General features: G+C 76.9%; 19 protein-coding genes. 8 read left to right on the top strand and 11 right to left on the bottom strand.

Features of this window, described 5'->3' with window-relative positions; genetic code table 11:
• Positions 1-294 precede the first annotated feature (294 nt).
• On the top strand, positions 295-594 hold the full coding sequence (locus HH311_RS00090) for a WhiB family transcriptional regulator (RefSeq protein ID WP_312029846.1): 300 nt from the start codon (positions 295-297) through the stop codon (positions 592-594).
• A gap of 24 nt (positions 595-618) precedes the next feature.
• Here HH311_RS00090 and HH311_RS00095 read toward each other — a convergent pair whose 3' ends face one another.
• Complete coding sequence (locus tag HH311_RS00095; protein ID WP_396027410.1) at positions 619-1,125, bottom strand: proteasome activator; 507 nt, start codon at positions 1,123-1,125, stop codon at positions 619-621.
• Between the two features lie 111 nt (positions 1,126-1,236).
• On the opposite strand from HH311_RS00095, the gene HH311_RS32985 reads away from it, so the two are divergent.
• Positions 1,237-2,010, top strand: a complete 774-nt coding sequence (locus HH311_RS32985; protein ID WP_169181583.1) for an ATP-binding protein — start codon at positions 1,237-1,239, stop codon at positions 2,008-2,010.
• Between the two features lie 16 nt (positions 2,011-2,026).
• Here HH311_RS32985 and HH311_RS00105 read toward each other — a convergent pair whose 3' ends face one another.
• On the bottom strand, positions 2,027-3,079 hold the full coding sequence (locus tag HH311_RS00105) for a DNA topoisomerase IB (RefSeq protein WP_169181584.1): 1,053 nt from the start codon (positions 3,077-3,079) through the stop codon (positions 2,027-2,029).
• Positions 3,080-3,174: 95 nt separating this feature from the next.
• Here HH311_RS00105 and HH311_RS00110 point away from each other — a divergent pair, with 95 nt between their 5' ends.
• From HH311_RS00110 to malQ, 3 genes are all read left to right on the top strand, one after another.
• Positions 3,175-4,866 carry a RecQ family ATP-dependent DNA helicase gene (locus HH311_RS00110; RefSeq protein ID WP_169181585.1) on the top strand — a complete coding sequence of 564 codons (1,692 nt, stop codon included), beginning with the start codon at positions 3,175-3,177 and terminating at the stop codon, positions 4,864-4,866.
• Between the two features lie 87 nt (positions 4,867-4,953).
• Positions 4,954-5,352, top strand: a complete 399-nt coding sequence (locus HH311_RS00115) for a hypothetical protein (RefSeq protein ID WP_169181562.1) — start codon at positions 4,954-4,956, stop codon at positions 5,350-5,352.
• A gap of 125 nt (positions 5,353-5,477) precedes the next feature.
• On the top strand, positions 5,478-7,568 hold the full coding sequence (gene malQ, locus HH311_RS00120; protein WP_312029847.1) for a 4-alpha-glucanotransferase: 2,091 nt from the start codon (positions 5,478-5,480) through the stop codon (positions 7,566-7,568).
• Positions 7,569-7,726: 158 nt separating this feature from the next.
• Here the strand turns inward: malQ and HH311_RS00125 are convergent, their stop codons facing one another.
• Both HH311_RS00125 and rfaE2 read right to left on the bottom strand, forming a co-directional pair.
• Positions 7,727-8,578 carry a glycosyltransferase family 2 protein gene (locus tag HH311_RS00125; RefSeq protein ID WP_169181586.1) on the bottom strand — a complete coding sequence of 284 codons (852 nt, stop codon included), beginning with the start codon at positions 8,576-8,578 and terminating at the stop codon, positions 7,727-7,729.
• The gene (gene rfaE2 / locus HH311_RS00130; protein WP_169181587.1) at positions 8,575-10,074 is read right to left on the bottom strand and encodes a D-glycero-beta-D-manno-heptose 1-phosphate adenylyltransferase; all 1,500 of its coding nucleotides are present in this window, start codon (positions 10,072-10,074) and stop codon (positions 8,575-8,577) included. The genes HH311_RS00125 and rfaE2 overlap by 4 nt, the downstream gene beginning before the upstream one ends.
• A gap of 275 nt (positions 10,075-10,349) precedes the next feature.
• Between rfaE2 and HH311_RS00135 the strand changes: the two genes are divergently transcribed.
• A complete protein-coding gene (locus tag HH311_RS00135; RefSeq protein WP_169181588.1) occupies positions 10,350-10,742 on the top strand; it encodes an STAS domain-containing protein in 393 nt (130 codons plus the stop codon).
• Here HH311_RS00135 and HH311_RS00140 read toward each other — a convergent pair.
• The 7 genes from HH311_RS00140 to HH311_RS00170 form a co-directional block, all read right to left on the bottom strand.
• Positions 10,733-11,476, bottom strand: a complete 744-nt coding sequence (locus HH311_RS00140) for an SDR family oxidoreductase (RefSeq protein ID WP_169181589.1) — start codon at positions 11,474-11,476, stop codon at positions 10,733-10,735. The genes HH311_RS00135 and HH311_RS00140 overlap by 10 nt on opposite strands.
• Positions 11,473-13,122, bottom strand: a complete 1,650-nt coding sequence (locus HH311_RS31205; protein WP_312029848.1) for a PfkB family carbohydrate kinase — start codon at positions 13,120-13,122, stop codon at positions 11,473-11,475. The genes HH311_RS00140 and HH311_RS31205 overlap by 4 nt, the downstream gene beginning before the upstream one ends.
• Positions 13,119-13,808 (bottom strand): SIS domain-containing protein, encoded by a 690-nt coding sequence (locus HH311_RS00150; RefSeq protein ID WP_248291978.1) that lies wholly within the window; start codon positions 13,806-13,808, stop codon positions 13,119-13,121. Before HH311_RS00150 ends, HH311_RS31205 begins: the two co-directional genes overlap by 4 nt.
• Entirely contained in the window at positions 13,805-15,130 is a 1,326-nt protein-coding gene (locus tag HH311_RS00155) for a glycosyltransferase (protein WP_169181590.1), read from the bottom strand. The genes HH311_RS00150 and HH311_RS00155 overlap by 4 nt, the downstream gene beginning before the upstream one ends.
• Before the next feature lie 182 nt (positions 15,131-15,312).
• A complete protein-coding gene (locus HH311_RS00160) occupies positions 15,313-16,374 on the bottom strand; it encodes a glycosyltransferase (protein WP_312029849.1) in 1,062 nt (353 codons plus the stop codon).
• A gap of 51 nt (positions 16,375-16,425) precedes the next feature.
• Complete coding sequence (locus HH311_RS00165) at positions 16,426-17,496, bottom strand: glycosyltransferase family 9 protein (protein WP_169181591.1); 1,071 nt, start codon at positions 17,494-17,496, stop codon at positions 16,426-16,428.
• Positions 17,497-17,509: 13 nt separating this feature from the next.
• Positions 17,510-18,070 (bottom strand): HAD-IIIA family hydrolase, encoded by a 561-nt coding sequence (locus HH311_RS00170; protein WP_312029850.1) that lies wholly within the window; start codon positions 18,068-18,070, stop codon positions 17,510-17,512.
• Between the two features lie 218 nt (positions 18,071-18,288).
• On the opposite strand from HH311_RS00170, the gene HH311_RS00175 reads away from it, so the two are divergent.
• Complete coding sequence (locus HH311_RS00175; protein WP_312029851.1) at positions 18,289-18,747, top strand: ATP-binding protein; 459 nt, start codon at positions 18,289-18,291, stop codon at positions 18,745-18,747.
• A gap of 134 nt (positions 18,748-18,881) precedes the next feature.
• On the top strand, positions 18,882-19,622 hold the full coding sequence (locus HH311_RS00180; RefSeq protein WP_169182552.1) for an RNA polymerase sigma factor SigF: 741 nt from the start codon (positions 18,882-18,884) through the stop codon (positions 19,620-19,622).
• The last annotated feature ends 44 nt before the right edge of the window (positions 19,623-19,666 follow it).

Genomic DNA, 19,666 nt, shown 5'->3' on the forward strand with positions numbered 1-19,666 from the left:
GCACTCCTCTTGGGTGTCTCTGGGCTGCGGTGACGCCAGTGCGGCCGCACGATACCCACTGTCGGCGACCCTACTCGCGACGCACGGTCGCCGACCCACCGCGGCGAGGATGGCCCGTCCCACCACTCACCGCCCGGTCGACCGCCACCCGTCCGTGGACCACCGGGTCCGACCGGGTGATCGAACCCGGGTTTGTCGTGGTCGAGGGATGGCTATACCCGCGCTGACCGGGTCGGGCCACACCGTTCCGACCCTCCACGGCGCCCAGCGCGCTCTTCGTACCTGGAGGTCCTCGTGGCCGACGTGCGCCTGCTCCCCGGACCGATCATCGACGAGTGGGACTGGCAGCTCCACGGGTCCTGCCGCGGGATGGACTCGAGCTTCTTCTTCCACCCCGACGGTGAGCGTGGCCCGCGTCGCGAGCAGCGCGCCAGCCAGGCGAAGAAGGTCTGCATGAGCTGCCCGGTCCTCGAGCCGTGCCGCCGCCACGCCCTCGCCACCCGGGAGCCCTACGGCGTCTGGGGCGGGCTCACCGAGGACGAGCGCCGCTCCGCGCTGCGCCGCCCGACGAGCGACGTCGTCCTCGAGGCCTGACGCCGACGGGGCCGCCGGACGGCGTCAGAGGTACTGGCCCCCGAACTGACCCCCCTCGACCGCCTCGCCGAGGGCACCCCCACGACCCCGCCGCATCTGCTCCAGCTGGCCGCGCGCCGACATCTGCTGGGCGAGCACGGCGCTCTGGATGCCGTGGAAGAGCCCCTCGAGCCAGCCGAGCAGCTGGGCCTGCGCGATCCGCAGCTCCGCCTGACTGGGCACCGCGTCGGTGTCCAGCGGCAGCGAGATGCGGTCCAGCTCGTCGCGCAGCTCCGGGGCGAGGCCCTTGCCCAGCTCGTCGATCGAGCGGGCGTGGATGTCCGCGAGACGCGCGCGCCCGGCCTCGTCGAGCGGGGCCTGCCGGACCTCCTCGATGAGCTTGCCGACCATCCCGGCCACGCGCATGACGGCGCCGGGCGACTCGACCAGCTCGCCCGTGCCCGCGCCATCGCCCGCGCCGCTGGCGGCCGCCGCGGCCAGCGCCGACCGCTCGCGGGCCTCCTGGATCACGCCCTCCGCGTCCTCGCTCACCACCCCATGATGTCCTGCCCGGCCCGGGCCCGCCCGCGCACCGTCCCCGATCCGTCGTCCACCCGGGCTTGGGTCCCCCGGACCCGGGGTACCACGGCCGCGAGGTGAATCGTGCAGAAGCTCGCGTGGGAAGTCCGGCCCGCGCCGCCCGCGGGCGGCGCGGTGGTCGTGACGGTCGGCGGTGACCTCGACCGCGCCGGTCGCGCCGAGTTCGTCACCGGGCTCACCGCCCTGATCGGCGAGCACCACGGGGTGGTCCTCGACGTCTCCGCGCTGGTCCCGCACCACAGCTCGACGGTGCACGTCTTCACCGAGGCCCTGGCCCGGGCCGGCGGGTGGCCGGGCGCCTGCCTCGGGCTCGTCGCGCCGGACCCGGCGCTGTCCTCGCTGCTGACCGCCTCCCGGGTCGACCAGGAGGTGCCGGTCTACGACACCGTCGACGAGGCGCTCGCGCACCTCGCCGACCGTCCGCCCGTCGTGCGCGACAGCTGGCGCTTCGAGGTCGACCCGCACGCGCCCGGCCACGCCCGCGCCCGGGTCCGGGAGGTCTGCCGCCGCTGGGGCCTCGACGTCGACGTGCGGGAGGCCGCGGAGATCGTCATCACCGAGCTGCTCACCAACGCCGTCGAGCACGCCACCAGTCCCTCGGTGGTGGAGGTCGAACGGCACGGCGACGCGTTCCGCATGGCTGTGCGCGACTACGACACCGGCGCGACCGGCCACGACGTGCCGGCGGCGACGACGTGGCAGGCGCCGCCGACGTCGTCCCCGCGCGGCCGGGGCCTCGCGATGGTGGCCGCGGTGTCGCACTCCTGGGGCGTGCTGCGCCACCCCGACGGCAAGACGGTGTGGGCCGAGATGACGGCCCGGCCCGCGACCGCCTAGACCGCCGGGCCGGTCCCTAGGCCCCGCCGCGGTCCCCGACGAGCGTCAGCACCGCCTCCTCGATGCGGTCGCGCATCGCGAGGTCGGAGGGGTCGGCGCCGAGGATCGCGTCGCGCACCGTGCGGCCGGCCTCGAAGTGCTCGACGAGCACCGGGTCGACGTAGGAGCGCTTGGACACCGCCGGGGTGTTGCCGAGCTGCCCGGCCACCGTCTTCATGGTGTGGGTGACGGCGGCCTTGAGCTTGCGCTGCGCCCGCGGCGGGGCGCCGTCGTCGTCGACCTGTGTCGCGAGCGCGACGGCGGCCACCACGCCGGCGTTCCAGGTCCGCAGGTCCTTCGCGGTGAACTCCTCGCCGAGGAGCTCGCGGACGGCGTCGTTGACGTCGTCGGCGGTGACGTCGTGCCACGTCCCGCCGCGGCGGCCGCGCCGCCAGGCCAGGAGGTCGTCCCCGCCGCCCCGGCGGCGCTTGAGCGAGGAGATCAGCCGGTGGGTCTCGGGGTCGTGGATCGTCATGACCCGGTCGACCCCGGCCTTCGCGGTGTAGTGGAACTCGACCGCGCCGTCGCGGCGGGCGGTGGCGTGGTCGCGGCGCAGCGTCGCCAGGCCGAAGGACGCCTCGCTGTGGCGGTCGCGCTCGGCGTACTCCTCCCCGCCCACGCGGAACGCGCCGAGGTCGAGCAGCCACACCGCGCCCGCCATGACGCGGTCGCGGCCGAGGCCGTCGGTGGCGAGCTGTTCGGTGAGGCGACGGCGGGCGTCGGGCATGAGCGCGCCGAGACGGGCGACCCGGGCGAACTTCTCCGCGTCGCGCTGGGTGACCCAGTCGGCGTGGTACCGGTACTGCCGCCGGCCCGCGGCGTCGGTGCCCACGGCCTGGATGTGGCCGTCGGGGACCGGGCAGATCCAGACGTCGCGCCAGGCCGGGGGGATGACGAGCGCCTCGATGCGGTCGAGCGCCTCCGGGTCACGCACGGCCTCGCCGGTCGTGAGGTCGTGGTAGCTCCACCCGCGGCCGCGCCGACGGCGCCCGATCCCCGGGCCGTGGGGGTCCACCTTCTGCAGCGTCACCGCGTCGGCGTACCCGTCACCGCGTTGCCCACAACCGTGGCGTCGACCTGCGATCGGACCGTTTCGGGCGGGTCGGCGATGCCCATCCCGGCGCCGTGACCGACGAGCTCACCCAGGGCCCCTGCGGACCCGTCGCCGCCGATCTCGCCGACGCCGTCGGCCCGGCCACCGTCCGGGTGCTGGGCGAGGGCGCGGAGCTCGGCAGCGGCCAGCGCGACGCGATCCTCGCGACGCTGACCACGGACGCCCTCGCGGTGCTCCCGCCCGCCGCCGGCAAGACCGCGATCTACGCGATCGCGGGGGCGGTCCTCGGCGGGCGCACCGTCGTCGTGTCTCCGACGCTGTCGCTGCACCGCGACCAGGTCGCGCACCTGCGCGACGCCGGCGTGAGCGCCGAGGCCCTGAACTCCGAGCTCCCGGCCGGGCGCCGCGGCGAGCTCCTGAGCGCCTTCGCCGCCGGGGAGATCGAGGTGCTGGTGACCTCCCCCGAGCAGCTCGCCCGGCCCGACGTGCTCGCCGAGCTGGCGGCCGGCTCGCCGACGCTGCTGGCGGTCGACGAGGTGCACTGCGTGTGCGACTGGGGCCCGGACTTCCGGCCGGACTACCTCGCCCTCGCGCCCGCCGCCCGCGCCCTCGGATCGCCGCGGGTCCTCGGGCTCACCGCGACCGCGTCGGTGCCGGCCCGCGAGGAGATCCTCGAGCTGCTCGGCATCCCCGACGCCTGCGTGGTGGTGCGCGACGTCGACCGCCCCGCCACCCACCTCACCGTGCACCTCGTGCACGACGAGGAGGCCAAGTGGGAGCAGGCGGTGGACCAGGTGACGACGCTGCGCACCGAGGCGGGCCCCGTCGGCATCGTCTACGTGACCACCCGCGGGCACACCGAACTGCTCGCCGAGCGGCTCACCGCCGCGGGGACGGCGGCCGAGGCGTACCACGGCGGGCTGCGCAAGGCCGACCGGCAGCGCATCCAGGACGCGTTCATGGGCGGCGAGCTCGACGTCGTCGTCGCCACCAGCGCCTTCGGGATGGGCATCGACAAGCCCGACGTCCGCTGGGTGGTGCACGCCGACGTGCCGACCTCGATCGACGCCTACCACCAGGAGATCGGCCGGGCCGGGCGCGACGGCGGGTCGGCGCGCGCGGTGCTGCTGCACCGCCCGCAGGACCTCTCGCGCCCCAAGCTCTTCGCCTCCGGGCGCGACGCGAAGGCCGCGGCGCTGGCCACCGTCGTCGAGGCGGTCCGGCTGCACCCCGACGACGGCGTCGCGCAGGCCGAGCTGGCCGACGCGGCCGGGCTGTCGAAGGCCGCGCTGTCCCGGGCCGTCCCCGCGCTGGTGACCGGCGGTTCGGCCCGCCAGGTCCCCGGACGGCGGCTGGCGGCCGGGACGAACACCGATCCCGCGACCGCGGTCGGCGAGTCCGCGGCCGGGCTCGTCGCCCGGAGCCGGGAACGGCAGCAGAGCAAGGTCGAGCTGGTCCGCCGGTACGCCGAGGGGCGCGGCTGTCGTCGGCGCACCCTGCTCGAGGTGCTCGGCGAGCCCCGCGAGGAGCCCTGCGGGAACTGCGACCACTGTGACTCCGGCGACGTCGGCGATCCCGGGGAGCGCTCCGGGACGTCCCACGGACAGCCGGCACCGGGCGAGACCGTGGCCCACGAGGAGTGGGGGCGCGGAGTGGTCCAAACGGTGGAGGACGACACGGTGGTCGTGCTCTTCGACGACGCCGGATATCGCACGTTGTCGATACCGGTGGTCCGCGAACGCGGCCTGTTGACCCCCGTGTGACCGGGCCGGTGTTTCGGTGTCACACAGCGTGCGCACCCTGGTAGTAGTTGTCCCCGTAGACGTTTGTCATCCGAACGGAAGGTGACCGTGCTCCTCGATCCCATCTCCACCCGGCTCGACACCGCCGTCCCCGCCGCCCCTGCCCCCGACTCCCCGATCACCCCCATGACCGTGCTGCCCGACGCTCCCGCCCCCGAGGCCCCGGCCGCGCCCGCTCCCGAGCTCCCCGCCGACCTCGCGCCGCTCGTCTCCCGCGCCCGCCGCGAGCGCGGCTCCGCGCTCGCCCTCGTGCACCTGCTCCTCGAGCGCGGCTGGACCGCCACCGAGGTCGGGGCCGCGCTCGACGGCGAGATCGGCCTCACCCGCACGCAGATCGAGGCGCTCGCCACCGTGCGCCGGCCGCGCACGTCGGCGTCCGACGTCGCCGACCGCCTCGTCGCCTCGCGCCGCCCGCTCGCCCGGGTCCCGCACCAGCGCCGTCCGTAGGTCCGCTGCGCCGCGTGGGCACTCTCCGGTGGTCACGACCACCGGAAAGTGCCCACGTGCCGAGGGCACCGTTCGGGCACCTGGGACCCTGACCCCCCGCATCGCCCGACCCCCGAGGAGCACCGGTGCCCTCCGTCCCAGACGACCTCGCCGAGCTCGCGGCGGCCCACGGCGTCGCCACGCGCTACCGCGACGCGGCGGAGCGCACCGTGGAGGTCGACGCCGACGTCGTCGTCGACGTCCTCGCCGCCCTCGACGTCGACGCGTCCTCGCCCGACGGCATCCGGGACGCCCTGGCGTCCCGGTCGGCCCGCGACCTCCCGCCGACGATCGTCGCGCCCACCGACCGCGCCCTCCCGGGCCCCGGTGAGCTGACCCTCGAGGACGGCACGGTCCGCAGCGTCACCGCCCTGGACGCGGCGACCACCGCCGAACTGCCCGTCGGCTACCACCGGCTGCGCTGCGGGACGGACGAGGCGACGGTGCTCGTCGCGCCGCCGCGGGCCCCCGAGCCCCCGCGCACGTGGGGCTGGATGGTCCAGGTCTACGCGCTGCACTCCGACGAGTCGTGGGGCTGCGGCGACCTGGTCGACCTGCGTGACCTGCTCACGGCCGCCGCCGGGCAGGGCGCCGGCGCGGTGCTGACCAACCCGCTGCACGCGCTGCGCCTCGACCCGACCGTCGAGGCGTCCCCGTACTCGCCGTCGTCGCGCCGCTTCCTGCACCCGGTGTCGCTGCGCGTGCAGGCCACGCCCGCCTACCGGGCGGCCCCGGCGCACGTCCGCCACGCCGTCGACCGGCTCGCGCCCGGCCACGACACCGCCGACGTGCTCGCCGAGCGCGACGACCGCGGGCTCATCGACTACGACGAGGTGTGGAGCGCCAAGCGCTCCGCCCTCGCACTGCTGCGCCCCTTCGCCGGGTCGGTCGGCGCGCTGCCCGGCATGCCCGACCGGGAGCCGCCGCTGGTGCCCGGCGGGTTCCTCGCGCCCCCGGACCCCGAGGCCGCCGACGAGCACGCCACGACCGAGGGGGCGCTGGCCGCCGAGCACCGGGCCGCGCTGGCCGCGATGGAGCCGGGCCTGCGCGACGTCGCCACGTGGTTCGCGCTGGCCGAGCGGTACGGCCCGGAGTGGCGCAGCTGGCCCGAGGGGCTGCGCTCCCCCGACGGCGAGGGCATCGACGCCGCGCGCGCCGAGCTCGCCGACCGCATCGTCTTCCACGCCTGGTGCCAGTACCTGCTCGACCTCCAGCTCGCCGAGGCCCACGCGGCCACCTTCGGGATGCCGGTCGGGCTCATCGCCGACCTCGCCGTCGGCTGCGCCCCGGACGGCGCCGACGCGTGGGCCCTGCAGTCCTTCCTGGCGCCCGGGGTCCACGTCGGGGCCCCGCCCGACGACTTCAACCAGCGCGGCCAGGACTGGTCGCTGCCGCCGTGGCGCCCCGACCGGCTGGCCGAGGCCGGCTACGGCCCGGTGCGCGACATGCTCTCCGCGGTCCTGCGCCACGCCGACGGCGTGCGGATCGACCACGTCGCCGGGCTGTGGCGGCTCTGGTGGATCCCGCCGGGCCGCCCGGCGACCGAGGGCACCTACGTCTCCTACGACGCCGAGGCGATGCTCGCCGTGCTGGCGATCGAGGCCACCCGGGCCGGGGCCATCGTCGTCGGGGAGGACCTCGGGACGGTCGAGCCGGAGGTCACCGAGGGCCTCGAGGCCCGCGGGATGCTCGGGTGCGCGGTGCTGTGGTTCGAGCGCGACGACCACGGCGACCTGCTGCCGCCGCAGCAGTGGTCGCAGACCAGCCTCGGCACGATCTCGACGCACGACCTCCCGACCGCCGTCGGGTTCCTGCGCGACGAGCACGTGCGGGTCCGCGAGGAGGCGGGGCTGCTGACCGACGCGGACGGCGCGCGCAAGCAGGCCGAGCGGGACCGGGCGGAGCTGCTGGCGCTGCTCGTCTCCCAGGGCCTGCTCGCCGAGGGCGACACCGACGAGGAGCGGATCGTCGCCGCGATGCACGCGCTGCTGGCGCGGGCCTCCTCGCGGATCGTGCTGGCCGCGTTCACCGACGTGCTCGACGAGCCGCGGCAGCCCAACCTGCCCGGCACCACCGACGCCTACCCGAACTGGCGCATCCCGCTTCCGAGCTCGATCGAGGAGATGCTGCGCGACCCGCGGGTGCAGGCGACGGTGCAGACGCTGCGGAACCGGTAGGCCGCGAGCTCACCGCGACGGAAGCAATGGCACATTCCTGCCATCCGACGCGAGGACGGCGCCGCTCGCTCGTCGTCGGGCCACCCACCCCCAGCGAAGCAATGGCACATTCCTGCCATCCGACGCGAGGACGGCGCCGTTCGCGCACGGCGGCCCCCTCAGAGCGAGCGGAGATCCACCGCTGACTGCCCCCGGTCGGGCAGCGTCGTCTCGGACTCCTGGTGGTACGCGCCACTGGGCAGGATGCCCGCCCCGCCACGGCGGGCCATGACCCGCTGCTGGACCAGTACGTCCTCGCCGTGCGCGTTCTCCGGGACCTCGCGCCAGAAGTCGAACCCGCCGGCCTCGGTCAGCGCGGACCGGTCGAAGAGCACGCAGCCGGCCGCCCACGCGATCCGGTAGGCGCGCCACGTCGACGCCGCCGGCACCGGCCCGCCGCGCGTGTCGAGCCCGAGCGACTCGGCCAGGTGCACGCCGTTGGCCGCGTTGCCCAGCCGCCAGCGCTCCCACGCCGCCGAGCCCTTCTCGATCCGCTCGGGACGGACGCCGTCGCTCCACTCGGCGTAGTGCGCGCGCTCCGCGGGCCGGTCGTCGTCGACGTGCGAGAGGCCCTGCATCGCGGCCGCGACCATCCCGCAGCCCAGCGTGCGCAGCGCCGTGTGCAGCCGCGCGAGCACGCCCGGCTCGAGCCACACGTCGTCGTCGAGGAAGAGCACCGCGTCGGCCTCGGCGCACGAGAGCAGGAAGGCCCGCTGCTCGGCGATCCCCCGCCGCGGCAGGTGGCGGCGCAGCTCGACCTCGACGCCGCGGTGGCGCAGGACCCGGACCATCGCCGTCGCCGACGCGGTGTCGAACGAGGCCGGACCGGACCCGTCGTCGGGACCCGACTGGTCGGAGACCACCACGCGGAACGACGGCCCACCCGTCTGCGCGGCGAGCCCCGCCAGCGTCGTCGCCAGCTCCACCGGCCGGTCCCGGGTCGGGATCATCACGTCGACCTCGTGGCTCATGCCTGCACCCGGCCGCCGCGGATCCGCTCGAGCGTCGCGGTGGTCGACCGGTCGGCCAGGTAGTCCAGGATCACCACGCGCCCGCCGGAGGCCTCCACGGTCGGGGTCTCCGGCAGCATCTCCGGGGTGTAGTCGCCGCCCTTGGCGTAGACGTCGGGGCGCAGCGCCTCGAGCAGCTCCACGGGGGTGTCGTCGGCGAACCCGACGACGTGGTCGACGCACGAGAGCGCGCCGATGACCGCCGCCCGGTCGGCCAGGGTGTTGACGGGCCGGTCGGGGCCCTTGAGCCGCCGCACGCCCTCGTCGGCGTTGAGCGCCACGACGAGCACGTCGCCGAGCCGCTTGGCCTGGTTGAGGTAGGCGACGTGGCCGCGGTGGACGACGTCGAAGCAGCCGTTGGTGAACACGATCCGCTTGCCGGCGGCCCGGTCGGCGGCGACGAGCCGTTCGAGCTCGGCCGCGGTCGCGAGCGTCCCGCCGGAGGCGCCGACGCGGGCGGTGAGGTCGCCGGTGGAGCACACCGCGGTCCCGGCGCGCCCGACGACGACGTCGGCGGCGGCCTGCGCCAGCTCGACGGCGGTCGGCGCGGGGGTGCCCGCGGCGAGGGCGAGGGAGAGCGCGGCGGTGAACGAGTCGCCGGCCCCGCAGGCGCGGCTCTCGGGGACCGGGCGCGCCCACGTGCGGTGGGCCGGCAGGCCGTCCGCGAGCAGCAGCGCGCCCTCCCGGTCGAGGGTCACGACGACGCTGCCCGCGCCGGACCGGGCGCGCAGCTCACCGGCCGCGGCCTCGGCCGCACCGGCGCGGTCCGGCCCGCCCAGGTCGCGCCCGAGCAGGGTGGCCGCCTCGCCGGCGTTGGGGGTGACGACGTCGGGCGTCACCGGCGCCCAGCGGCCGGGGTCGTGCGCGTCGACGACGAGGACACCGCAGCGGGCCCGCCGCGCGGCGAGGGCGGCGACCGCCGCCTCGTCGAGGACGCCGGTGCCGTAGTCGCAGACCACGACGGCGTCGGGGTCGGTCTCGAGGGCGGCGTCGAGCGCGGTGGTGAAGCCGTCGTGGGAGCGCGGCGGCGGGAGGGTGTCGTAGCGGGCGACCATGGCCTCGTCGGCGACGATGCGCCGCTTGGCCGCCGTCGGGCCCTCGCCCGCGAGCAGCCCGGCGGTGTCGACGTCGGCCTCCTCGAGCAGCCGCCGCAGGGTGCGGCCGTCCTCGTCGTCGCCGGCCACCGAGACCAGGCGCACCTTCGCGCCCATCGCGGCGAGGTTCACGGCGGTGTTGGCGGCGCCGCCGGGCGAGGCGTGGGTGACCTCGACCTCGACGACGGGGACGGGGGCCTCGCGGGAGAGCCGCCGGGAGGGGCCGCTCATCCAGCAGTCGAGGACCGCGTCGCCCACCACCACGACGCGCGGCGCGGCCGCGGCGAGGCGCTCCGGGAGGTCGGCCGCCAGGGGCGCCGACGTCAACGGCTGGGACACGGGGTTGGTCGTCCTCTCGGTCATGGTCGGGGGCCGTCGTCGGTGGTCGGCGGCGGTCCTGGAGTCCTCGGTGGCCCCGGCGGAGTGACGGTCGCCCGGCGGGCCACCCGAACGGAGGGGGCCCACGGGGACGCTGCGTGGCCCGGCCGCGGGCGGCTCGCTAGGGTTCGGCAACGCCGCCGCGGGGTGGAGACACGCGCCCCCGGCCCCCGCCGACCTGCCGTCCCGAGCACTGCCCCCGCGTCGCGCCGCCGCCGCGCCACGCGAGGTCGCGCGGTGCCCGTGTCCCTGGAGGCCGAGTGCACGCCGATCCCGCTGCCGACGGGCCCGCTCCGGGCACCGTCGACGTCGCGGTGCGCCCGGCCGGGCCCGGTGTGCACGTCGTGGCGGTCGTCGGCGACGTCGACGCGGCCGGCGTCGGTGCGGTGCGGGCGGGGGTCGACGAGGCCGTCGGCACCGGGGCGCGCACGGTGGTGCTCGACCTGACCGGCGTGGTCCTGCTCGCGTCCGCCGGCATGACGCTGCTGCTCGAGGTGGACCAGGACCTGCGCGGGCGCGGCTGCGCCCTGCTGCTGGTCGCCGGCTCGGTGCGCTCGGTCCGCCGTCCGCTCGCGATCACCGGGCTGGACCGGGTGCTCACGCTGCACGACGACGTCCCGGGCGCCCTCGAGGCCGCGTCCGATCACGGGTAGGAGCCCTCCTCGGAGGCGGCCACCACCATCTCCCGCACCTCGCTGCCCGCGGGGCGGGTGAGCGCGTACAGCACGGCGTCCGCGGTCTCGGCGGGGTCGTTGAGCCGGGCGTCGGCGCCCGGCTTGTACTGGTCGGGCCGGTCGTCGAAGAAGTGGGTCCACATCCCGCCCGGCACGAGCAGCGTGACGCCGACCTTGCCCGCCCACTCGGCGGCGAGCGCCCGGGTGAACCCGACGACGCCGAACTTCGAGGCGCAGTAGGCGGTGGCGTCGGAGACCGCCTTCACCCCGAGGGTGGAGGAGACGGTGACGACCTTGCCGCGCCGGGCCTCGAGGTGCGGCAGGGCGGCGCGCACGACGGCGGCGGTGCCGAGCAGGTTGACCGCGATCACGCGCTCCCACTCCTCGCGGGCCACGTCGACGATCCGGCCGCAGCGGTCGATCCCGGCGGCGGTGACCACGGCGTCGATCCCGCCGTGGGTGTCGGCGGCCTGCGCGACGGCCGACTCGGCGGCCGCGGTGTCGGCCAGGTCGACCTCGACGAAGGCGTGCCCGGCGTCGGGCGCCTTGAGGTCGAGCACGACGGGGGTGCCGCCGGAGGCGGCGACGGCGTCGGCGACGGCCGCGCCGAGCCCCGACGAGCCGCCGGTCACCAGGACGGTGCCCAGCGCGCCGGCGGGGCGGGAGGGCTCCGTCGTCGAGGCGGGATCGGGGGTGGGCAGCGGTGAGCTCATGCGGTTCCTTCCTGGTGGTGATCCGGCGCGCCGACGCCCGCGGCGGCGGCGAGCCGGGTCGACGAGCGCCCGGCGTGGTACGGGACGGCGACGACGTCGCCGCCCCAGGAACGGACCAGACCGGCCTCGGGCAGGTCGTCGGGGACGTAGTCGCCGCCCTTGACCCAGACGTCGGGGCGCAGGTGTCCGAGCACGGTCTGGGGGCCGTCCTCGTCGAACACGGCGACGGCGTCGACGCAGGCCAGCGCGGTGAGGAGCTCGGCGCGGTCGGCCTGGCCGACGATCGGGCGCGCGGGCCCCTTGAGCCGGCGCACCGAGGCGTCGGAGTTGAGACAGACGACGAGCACGCCGTCGGGCCCGGCCAGTTCCCTGGCGGCGCCCAGGGTGCGGGCGTGCCCGGCGTGCAGGAGGTCGAAGCAGCCGCCGGTGGCGACCACGCGGGCGCCCCGGGCGCGGGCGGCCTCGACGACGGCGAGGGCGTGGTCGCCGTCGCGCTCGGGACGGTTTGGGCGAAGGGCGCCCACGGCCGATCTAGTCGAGCGAGGGTGCCCATCGCTCGAGTCGGCCTCGGTGCCGCCAGCCTGGTGGTGGGCGCCCACGGCCGATCTAGTCGAGCGACGGTGCCCATCGCTCGAATCCGCGGACGCGAGCTCCGGGCCGGCCGATGCGCGAGGGGAACTTCCGGCCGCTCTAGTCGACCGAGGGGTCCCCTCGCGCGGCAGGAGGCCCGGGGCGTGCCAACCGTCCGCGTCGCGGCGGACCGCGCCCGCTCCCCCGCCGCCGACGAACGACCCGGCGGCGGACACGGCATCGGAGACGGCCTCGTCGGCGGTGCGGCCGGCGGCCAGGGCGAGCGCGGCGGCACCGGCGAACCGGTCCCCCGCGCCGCACGGGTCGCCGCCGGTCGCGGCACGGGCGGGCACGACGGCGAGGCCGCCGGCGCCCTGCAGCACGGCGCCTCGGGCCCCCGCCGTCACCGCGACCGACTCGGCCCGCCAGCCCGTGCGCAGCGCGGCGGCTGCGCGGGACGCCGTCGGCAGCCAGTCGCCGTCGGGCTCGCCGGAGGCCGCGCGGGCCTCGGCGAGGTTGGGGGTCGCGAGCGCGACGCCGGGGACGGGGTCGGTGCCGCGCGGGTGCGGGTCCCAGACCACCGGGACGCGCCGCGCAGTGTCGGTGAGCAGGTCGCGCACGCCCGGGTCGGCGGTGACGCCGCGGCCGTAGTCGGCGACGAGCACCCCGGCGGCGTCGGCGAGGGCGTCGCGGGCCGCGGCGAGGGCGGCATCGTCCCACGGCCCGGCGTCGAGCCCACCACGGTCGAGGCGCAGCAGCGGCCGATCGCCCGCGAGCATCCGGCTCTTCACCGGCAGCGAGCCGCCGGCGGGCAGCGCCACGACCTCGACCAGGCCGTCGAGCAGCGCCCGCACCCGCCGGGAGTCGGCGTCGTCGCCGAGCGGGGCGACCAGGCGGACCGGGCGCGGCGAGGCGAGCGCGGCGAGCAGCGCGGCGAGCGCGGCGCCGCCGGGGCGCTCGTGCTCGGCGTCCGCGTCGAGCACCGGGACCGGGGCGTCGGGGCAGAGCCGGGTGACGCGGCCGTCGACGTCCACGTCGAGCAGGGCGTCGCCGACGACGACGAGGGGGCCGCTCACCGCGCGCCCCCGGGATCCTGGACGACCGAGCGACCCAGGGCCGCGTCGACCATCTCGCAGAGCAGGTGGACCGCGACGAGGTGCGCCTCCTGCACCGAGGGCGTCGCACCCGGCAGGCAGATCGCCTCGTCGCTGAGCCCGGCCAGCGGGTTCGGGTCCGCCCCGGTCACCGACCACACGGTGACCCCGAGCGAGCGGGCCACCTCGGCGGCGGCCAGCAGGTTCTCGCTGCGCCCGCTCGTGGAGAGCAGGACGAGGACGTCGCCCGGGCGGCCGTGGGCCCGGACCTGCCGGGCGTAGATCTCGGTGTAGCCGTAGTCGTTGCCGAGCGCGGTGACCGTCGAGGTGTCGGCGTGCAGGGCGATCGCCGAGAGCGGCTCGCGCTCGCCCCGGTAGCGCCCGACCAGCTCGGCCGTCAGGTGCTGCGCCTCGGCCGCGCTGCCGCCGTTGCCCGCGGCGAGCAGGCGCTGCCCGCGACTGAGCCGTCCCGCCAGCTCGGTGCCCCACGCCGAGAACCGCGGCGCGTGGGTCCGCAGCGCGGCGAGGGTCGCGCCCAGGCCGTCGAGGTGGTCGTCGACGACGCTCCGGGCACGTCGGGCCGGCGCCGGCGGCGCGGCCGGCGCGGCCGCGGCCGAGGTGACGGTGGGCCGACCCGGCATCCGGTCGGCCTGGGACGTGGGGCTCATGAGCGCACCCCGGTGAGGCCGGCCGCCGGGAGGGACGAGGCGGATGCCGTGGCCCCGACGCGGGCGGTCAGGACGTCGCGGTAGACCGCCTCGGTGGCGGCCGCGACCCGGTCCCAGCCGTAGTCCGTCTCGGCGCGGGCACGTCCGGCCCGGCCCAACCGTGCGGCCCGGGCCGGGTCGGCGAGCAGGGCGCCGAGGGCGCGGGCGGCGGCGTCGGGGTCGCCGGGCGGGACGTGCAGGCCGGTGTGCCCGTCGACGACGGTGTCGGCGAGCCCACCGACCCGCGCGGCCACGACCGGCCGTCCGCAGGCCATGGCCTCGAGCGGGACGAGGCCGAAGGGTTCGTAGGCGGGCAGGCAGGCCACGACGTCGGCCGAGCGCATCAGCTCGGGCATCGCGGCGGGCGAGACGCGGCCGACGAAGTGCACGCGGTCGGCCACACCCTCGGCGGCGGCGATCGCGCGCAGCCGCGCGACCTCGGCGTCGTCGTCGAGGGTGGTGGCGGTGGGGCCGCCGGCGACGACGAGCTCCGGCGCCGGCCCGGTGACCGCGAGGCGCCCGAGGGCGCGGATCGCGGTGTCGACGCCCTTGCGCGGCACCAGCCGGGAGACGGCGAGGATGCGCGGCGGGCCGGGGGTGGGGGCCGGACCGGGCGTGAAGTGGCCGACGTCGACGCCGCAGGGCACCACGTCGACCCGGTCGGCGGACACGCCGAGCGCGACGAGCTCGGCGACCTCGTCGCGGCAGGTGGCGATCACGCGGTCGACCGAGGCGGCGAGGTCGCTCTCGCGGGCGACCCGCTCGGGCGGGCTGGTGTCCTGCGCGCCCTGGTGGCGGCGCTTGACCGACCCGAGGGCGTGGAAGGTCTGGGTCACCGGCACCCCGGTGGCGCGACCGGCCTCGAGGGCCGCGATCCCGGACATCCAGAAGTGCGCGTGCGCCACGTCCGGGGTGCGCTCACGCCAGCGCCGCCGCAGGACCGCCGCGAACTCGCCCATGTGCTCGAGCAGCTCGTCCTTGCCGAGCTCGACCGCGGGTCCGGCCGGCACGTGGTCCACCACGACCCCGGGCCCGAGGGCCACCCGCTGCGGGGACACCGGGTCGGTCCGGCGGGTGTGCACCACGACCTCGTGGCCGGCACGACCCAGCGCGGTGGCCAGCGCGTGCACGTGCACGTTCTGGCCCCCGGCGTCGACGGCGCCGATGCCGGCCCCGACGGCCCGGTGGGCGGCGTCGGCGGCCTCGGCGGGCCCGGCGGTGCCGGCTGTCGGCGCCGTGCACGCGAGCGGACTCGCGTGCTCGGAGATCATGGCGATCCGCATGCACAGTCCTCCTGCGGGCGTGCGGTAGCGCGCACCCCTCCCCGGTCCGTGACGGACCGGCGGGTGCACGTCGCACGATGGGTGGCGGTGGACCGGGGGCCGTGGGCTGAAGCTCCGGTCACGGGACGAGCGTCGTCCGGGGGACGGGTCGGGTCGGGCCGTCGTCGGCCCGACGGGGTCGTCTAGAGGGGGACGGCGACGGCGCCCGGGGCCGCGGTCGTCGACCCGGCGGGCGCGGGGGACGGGGTCGATCCGGCCACGGTGGCCAGGACCTCGTCCCAGTCCTCACAGAACCGGGTGACCGCCCAGCGCCCGAGCGCAATCTCCCGACCTCGTGCACCGTGCGCACGGGCGAGGTCGGGGTCGGCGCGGTAGGTCCGGATCGCGTCGTGCAGCACCGCGGGGTCCGTGGCGACGACACCGGCGTCGGCGGGCACGGACACGGCGGCCTCGGCGGTGGCGAGACCCACCACCGGCATCCCGAGCATCATCGCCTCGATGAGGGCGAGCCCCAGCGAGGTCCACCGGATCGGGTGCAGGTAGAGCCGCCGCGCGGCGAGCTCGGCGTGCATCCGGGCCTGCGGCAGGTCCCCGACGACTCGGATGTCCGGGTGGTCGACGGCCTCGGGCAGGCGCTCCGAGCCGATGCCGAACACGTCGAGCCCGACGGCGTCGGCGAACCCGGCCAGCAGGTCGGTGCCCGTGACGCGGTGGCGCCGGACGGGCTCGTTGACCACGACGGCGGCCCGGTCGAGCTCGCCGGTGTACCGGTGCCCCGGGTCGAGGACACCGTGCTCGACGACGTGGACCGGGGCCCGGCCGCAGTCCCACATCAGGGCGTTGAAGTGGGTGACGTGGACGACCGGGATGTCGTCACGCTCGGCGAGCGGATGCCGCGTGGCCGGAGCGTCGCCGCGGGGCGTGTTGTGCTCCACGAACACCGCGGGCACGTCGATCCCCGGGCGCCGGCCGGTCCAGCGTTCGACGAGGTCGATCTCCTCGACGCGTTGCAGCACGACGACGTCGATGTCGTCGGCGGCCGCGGCGAGCTCCTCCGGTGATCGCTCCACGGCCGCATCGGGCCAGGTCCACGCGCCGGGACGCCCGCCGCCCCACGGCCCGCGCTCGGGCAGGGTGGGCAGCAGGTACCGGTGCGGTCCCTGGACGAAGGCCGTCGACCAGGACCCGTGCACGTGCCAGTGCAGCACCGTCAGCGACGGCTGTGCGGCGGGGCTGGAAGTCACCGGCGAGAAATCCCTGCGGGAACGACCTGATAAACGCTGCCCGGGGAACTACTACTCTCCGTGACCGGTGAGCCTCGCCACGGCCGCCACCACGGCCTCCGCCGGCACGCCCGCCAGGCAGGGATGACCCGGCACCGGGCAGTCGCGGGCGCGGGTGCCGCGGCACGGCGCGGTCTGGTCGCCCAGCAGCACGTGGGGCACGCCGTAGGGCGCCCACCGCACGGGCGGGACGACGGGGGCGAACAGCGACACCACCGGTGTGCCCACCGCGGCCGCCAGGTGGGCCGGCCCGGTGTTGCCGACCACCACGGCGTCGGCGCCGCGCAGCACCTCGGCGAGGACGGCGAACGACGTGGCCCCGCCCAGGTCGGTGCCGTGGCCGGCGGCGACGGCGGCGGTGAGCGCGGTCTCGCCGGGCGAGCCGGTGACGACGACCCGGTGTCCCGCGCCGTGCAGCGCCGCGACGCCCTCCGCGCACCGCTCCGGCGGCCAGGCGCGCGCCGGGACCGACGCCCCGGGGTGCAGCACGACGTAGGGGTCGCCGGGCCCGATCCCGCGGTCCGCGAGCAGCGCGCGGGCGGCCTCGGCCGTGCCGGGCGGGGTCGTGACCCGCAGGCACCCGTCGTCGTCGGGCCCCGCGGTGAAGCCGCCGCGGGTCGCGATCGCGAGGGCCCGCTCGGCCTCGGGGAGATCGTCGGGCAGGTCGGCGGTCGGGTCGTGGGCGGGGTCGCCCGGGCGCGCCCGGACGTCGAGCAGCCCGCCGGGGAAGTCGACCGAGGCCGCGGTGATCCGCCGCACCCCGGCCAGGCGCAGGACGAGCGCGGTCGGCAGCGGCGACTGGTGGAACGACGTGAACACGACCGCCTCGTCCGCCGCCAGGGCGGCGAGCGCGGTCACCGCCTCCCCCACCGTGTCCGGGGTGACCGGCGGGGCGTCCCCGTCCACCCACCCGCAGTGCCACACCACCACGCGGGCGACGCCGGGCAGCAGCTCCGCCGCCTGCCGGCCGCGCGGCCCGACGACGGCGACCACCTCGTGCCCGCCGGCGGCCAGGGCGCGGATCGCCGGGCCGGTGAGCAGGACGTCGCCGTCGGAGTCGAGGCGGACCGCCAAGATCCTCATACGGCAAGCATCCTCACGGGACGTCCAGGAGATCGAGGGCCTCGAGGAGGTCGCCGGCCACGAGCCCGGCCGCCGCCACCTCCTCGGCGCGCGTCGTGGGCGTGGGCACGAGGACCCCGCGGGCGCCGGCCGCGCGGGCGGCGCCGAGGTCGGCGGCGATGTCCCCGACGACGGCGCAGGCGGCCGGGTCGACGCCGAGCCGGCGGGCCGCGTCGAGCACGAGGCCCGGGGCGGGTTTCCGGCAGGCGCACCCGTCGGCCTCCCCGTGCGGGCACCAGGCCCAGACCCCGATCGGCCCGACGAGCTCGTCGAGGCGGGCGTTCACCGCCGCGACGTCGGCCGGGGTGAGCAGGCCGCGGGCGACCCCGGACTGGTTGCTGACCACCCCGGTCGGGATGCCCGCGCGCCGCAGCCGCTCCAGCGCCGGGCGGGCCGTCGCGACGGGGTCGACCTTCGCCGGGTCGCCGTTGTAGGGGACGTCGTGGACGAGCGTGCCGTCGCGGTCGAACAGGACCGCGGCCGGCGGCCTCGGGACGGGCGGGCCGGGGACGGGGCGTCCGTCGGGGGCGGGCACGGCGCCGAGGACACCACGGCCCGACCCGGGCCGCAGGGCGGGCCCGACGCCGTCGTGGGACCCCGCCCGGGGGCGGCCCCGGTTTGTGGCGGAGGGCCCCGGGTACACGACCGGCGACCGAGGACGGCCGGGGAGCCCCCCGCCGCGGAGATCTGGTGCGCCACGAGGGGTCCGGGACCGGACGTCCGTCGCGGTGCTGATCCGACGAGGAGGTGCCCGTGGCGCGGCCCGATCCCCCTGTCACGCACGGCCCCGACCCCGGCGACCGCTTCATGCCCCCGGAGGACGTCGAGGTACGCGTCCCGGCCGTGCCGCGTGCCGTGATCACGATGCGCACCGTCGCCGCCGACCTCGCCGCCCGCGCCGAGTTCACCCTCGACGCGGTGGCCGACCTGCGGATGGCCGTCGACGAGGCGTGCTCGAGCCTGGTGGCTCTCGCCCGTCCGGACACCCGCCTGACCTGCAGCTTCATCGTCGACGAGGAGCACATCACGGTGACCGCATCCGTCCTGACGACCGGAGCGGAGCGGCTCGACACCGACTCCTTCGGTTGGCGCGTCCTCACGACGCTGGCGGACGACGTCCGCATGCTCTCGGCCACCCCCGGCACCACCGGCGACCCGTTCCGGCTCGCCCTGCGCCTCTCGGTCCAGCGTCTCGGGACCCCGATTTCGTGACGGCCCACGACGTCGACTCCGCGACGGACACTCCCGGGACCGCATCCGACACCGAGACCGTCGCGGACGGAGCTCAGGAGAACGGCACCCGCGGTCAGGAGCGCCGCGGCAGCCGCGGCGAGTACGACCACCTGATGCCGCTGCTCGCCGAGCACGCCTCGCTCCCCCAGGGCGACCCGCGGCGGGCCCGGCTGCGTGACGAGCTCGTGCGCGGGCACCTCCCGGTCGCCCAGCACATCGCGCGGCGCTTCTCCCGCCGCGGCGAGCCGGAGGAGGACCTCGAGCAGGTCGCGACCCTCGGGCTCATCAACGCCGTCGACCGCTACGACCCGGCCCGGGGCACCGACTTCCTGTCCTACGCGGTCCCGACGATCACCGGCGAGGTCCGCCGGCACTTCCGCGACCAGGCCTGGTCGATGCGGGTGCCGCGCCGGCTCAAGGACCTCAACGTCACGCTGTCCTCGGCGATGTCGCAGATGTCGCAGACCCTCGGGCGGGCCCCCACGGCCGCCGAGCTCGCGACGCACCTCGATCTGCCCAAGGAGGACGTGCTCGAGGCGCTGGAGGCCTCGAACGCCTACCGGTCGGGCTCGCTGGACGAGATGCTCGTCGACGACCCGGACTCCGGCACCGTCTCCGACCTGCTCGGCGAGGCCGACGCGGCGCTGGACAAGGTCGAGTACCAGCAGTCGCTCGCGCCGCTGCTCGCCCAGCTCGCCCCCCGCGAGCGGACGATCATCATGCTGCGGTTCTTCAAGAACATGACCCAGTCCCAGATCGCGACCGAGGTCGGGATCTCGCAGATGCACGTGTCGCGGCTGCTCGCGAAGACGCTCGCCCAGCTGCGCGACGGGCTCGGGGAGAACGCCCGTTAGCCCCACCGCCCTCGTCCTGCGCGACCTCGGGCTCGGCGACCTGC

The organism is Actinomycetospora sp. TBRC 11914 (genome assembly GCF_012933465.1).
Classification (GTDB): domain Bacteria; phylum Actinomycetota; class Actinomycetes; order Mycobacteriales; family Pseudonocardiaceae; genus Actinomycetospora.

Bases quoted from the DNA above. Each gene is read 5' to 3' on its own strand.
- HH311_RS00125 (WP_169181586.1), bottom strand. From the start codon at position 8,578: ATGAGCCACGAGGTCGACGTGATGATCCCGACCCGGGACCGGCCGGTG.
- rfaE2 (WP_169181587.1), bottom strand. From the start codon at position 10,074: ATGACCGAGAGGACGACCAACCCCGTGTCCCAGCCGTTGACGTCGGCG.
- HH311_RS00140 (WP_169181589.1), bottom strand. From the start codon at position 11,476: ATGAGCTCACCGCTGCCCACCCCCGATCCCGCCTCGACGACGGAGCCC.
- HH311_RS00150 (WP_248291978.1), bottom strand. From the start codon at position 13,808: ATGAGCCCCACGTCCCAGGCCGACCGGATGCCGGGTCGGCCCACCGTC.
- HH311_RS00155 (WP_169181590.1), bottom strand. From the start codon at position 15,130: ATGCGGATCGCCATGATCTCCGAGCACGCGAGTCCGCTCGCGTGCACG.
- HH311_RS00165 (WP_169181591.1), bottom strand. From the start codon at position 17,496: ATGAGGATCTTGGCGGTCCGCCTCGACTCCGACGGCGACGTCCTGCTC.
- HH311_RS00180 (WP_169182552.1), top strand. From the start codon at position 18,882: ATGCCGCTGCTCGCCGAGCACGCCTCGCTCCCCCAGGGCGACCCGCGG.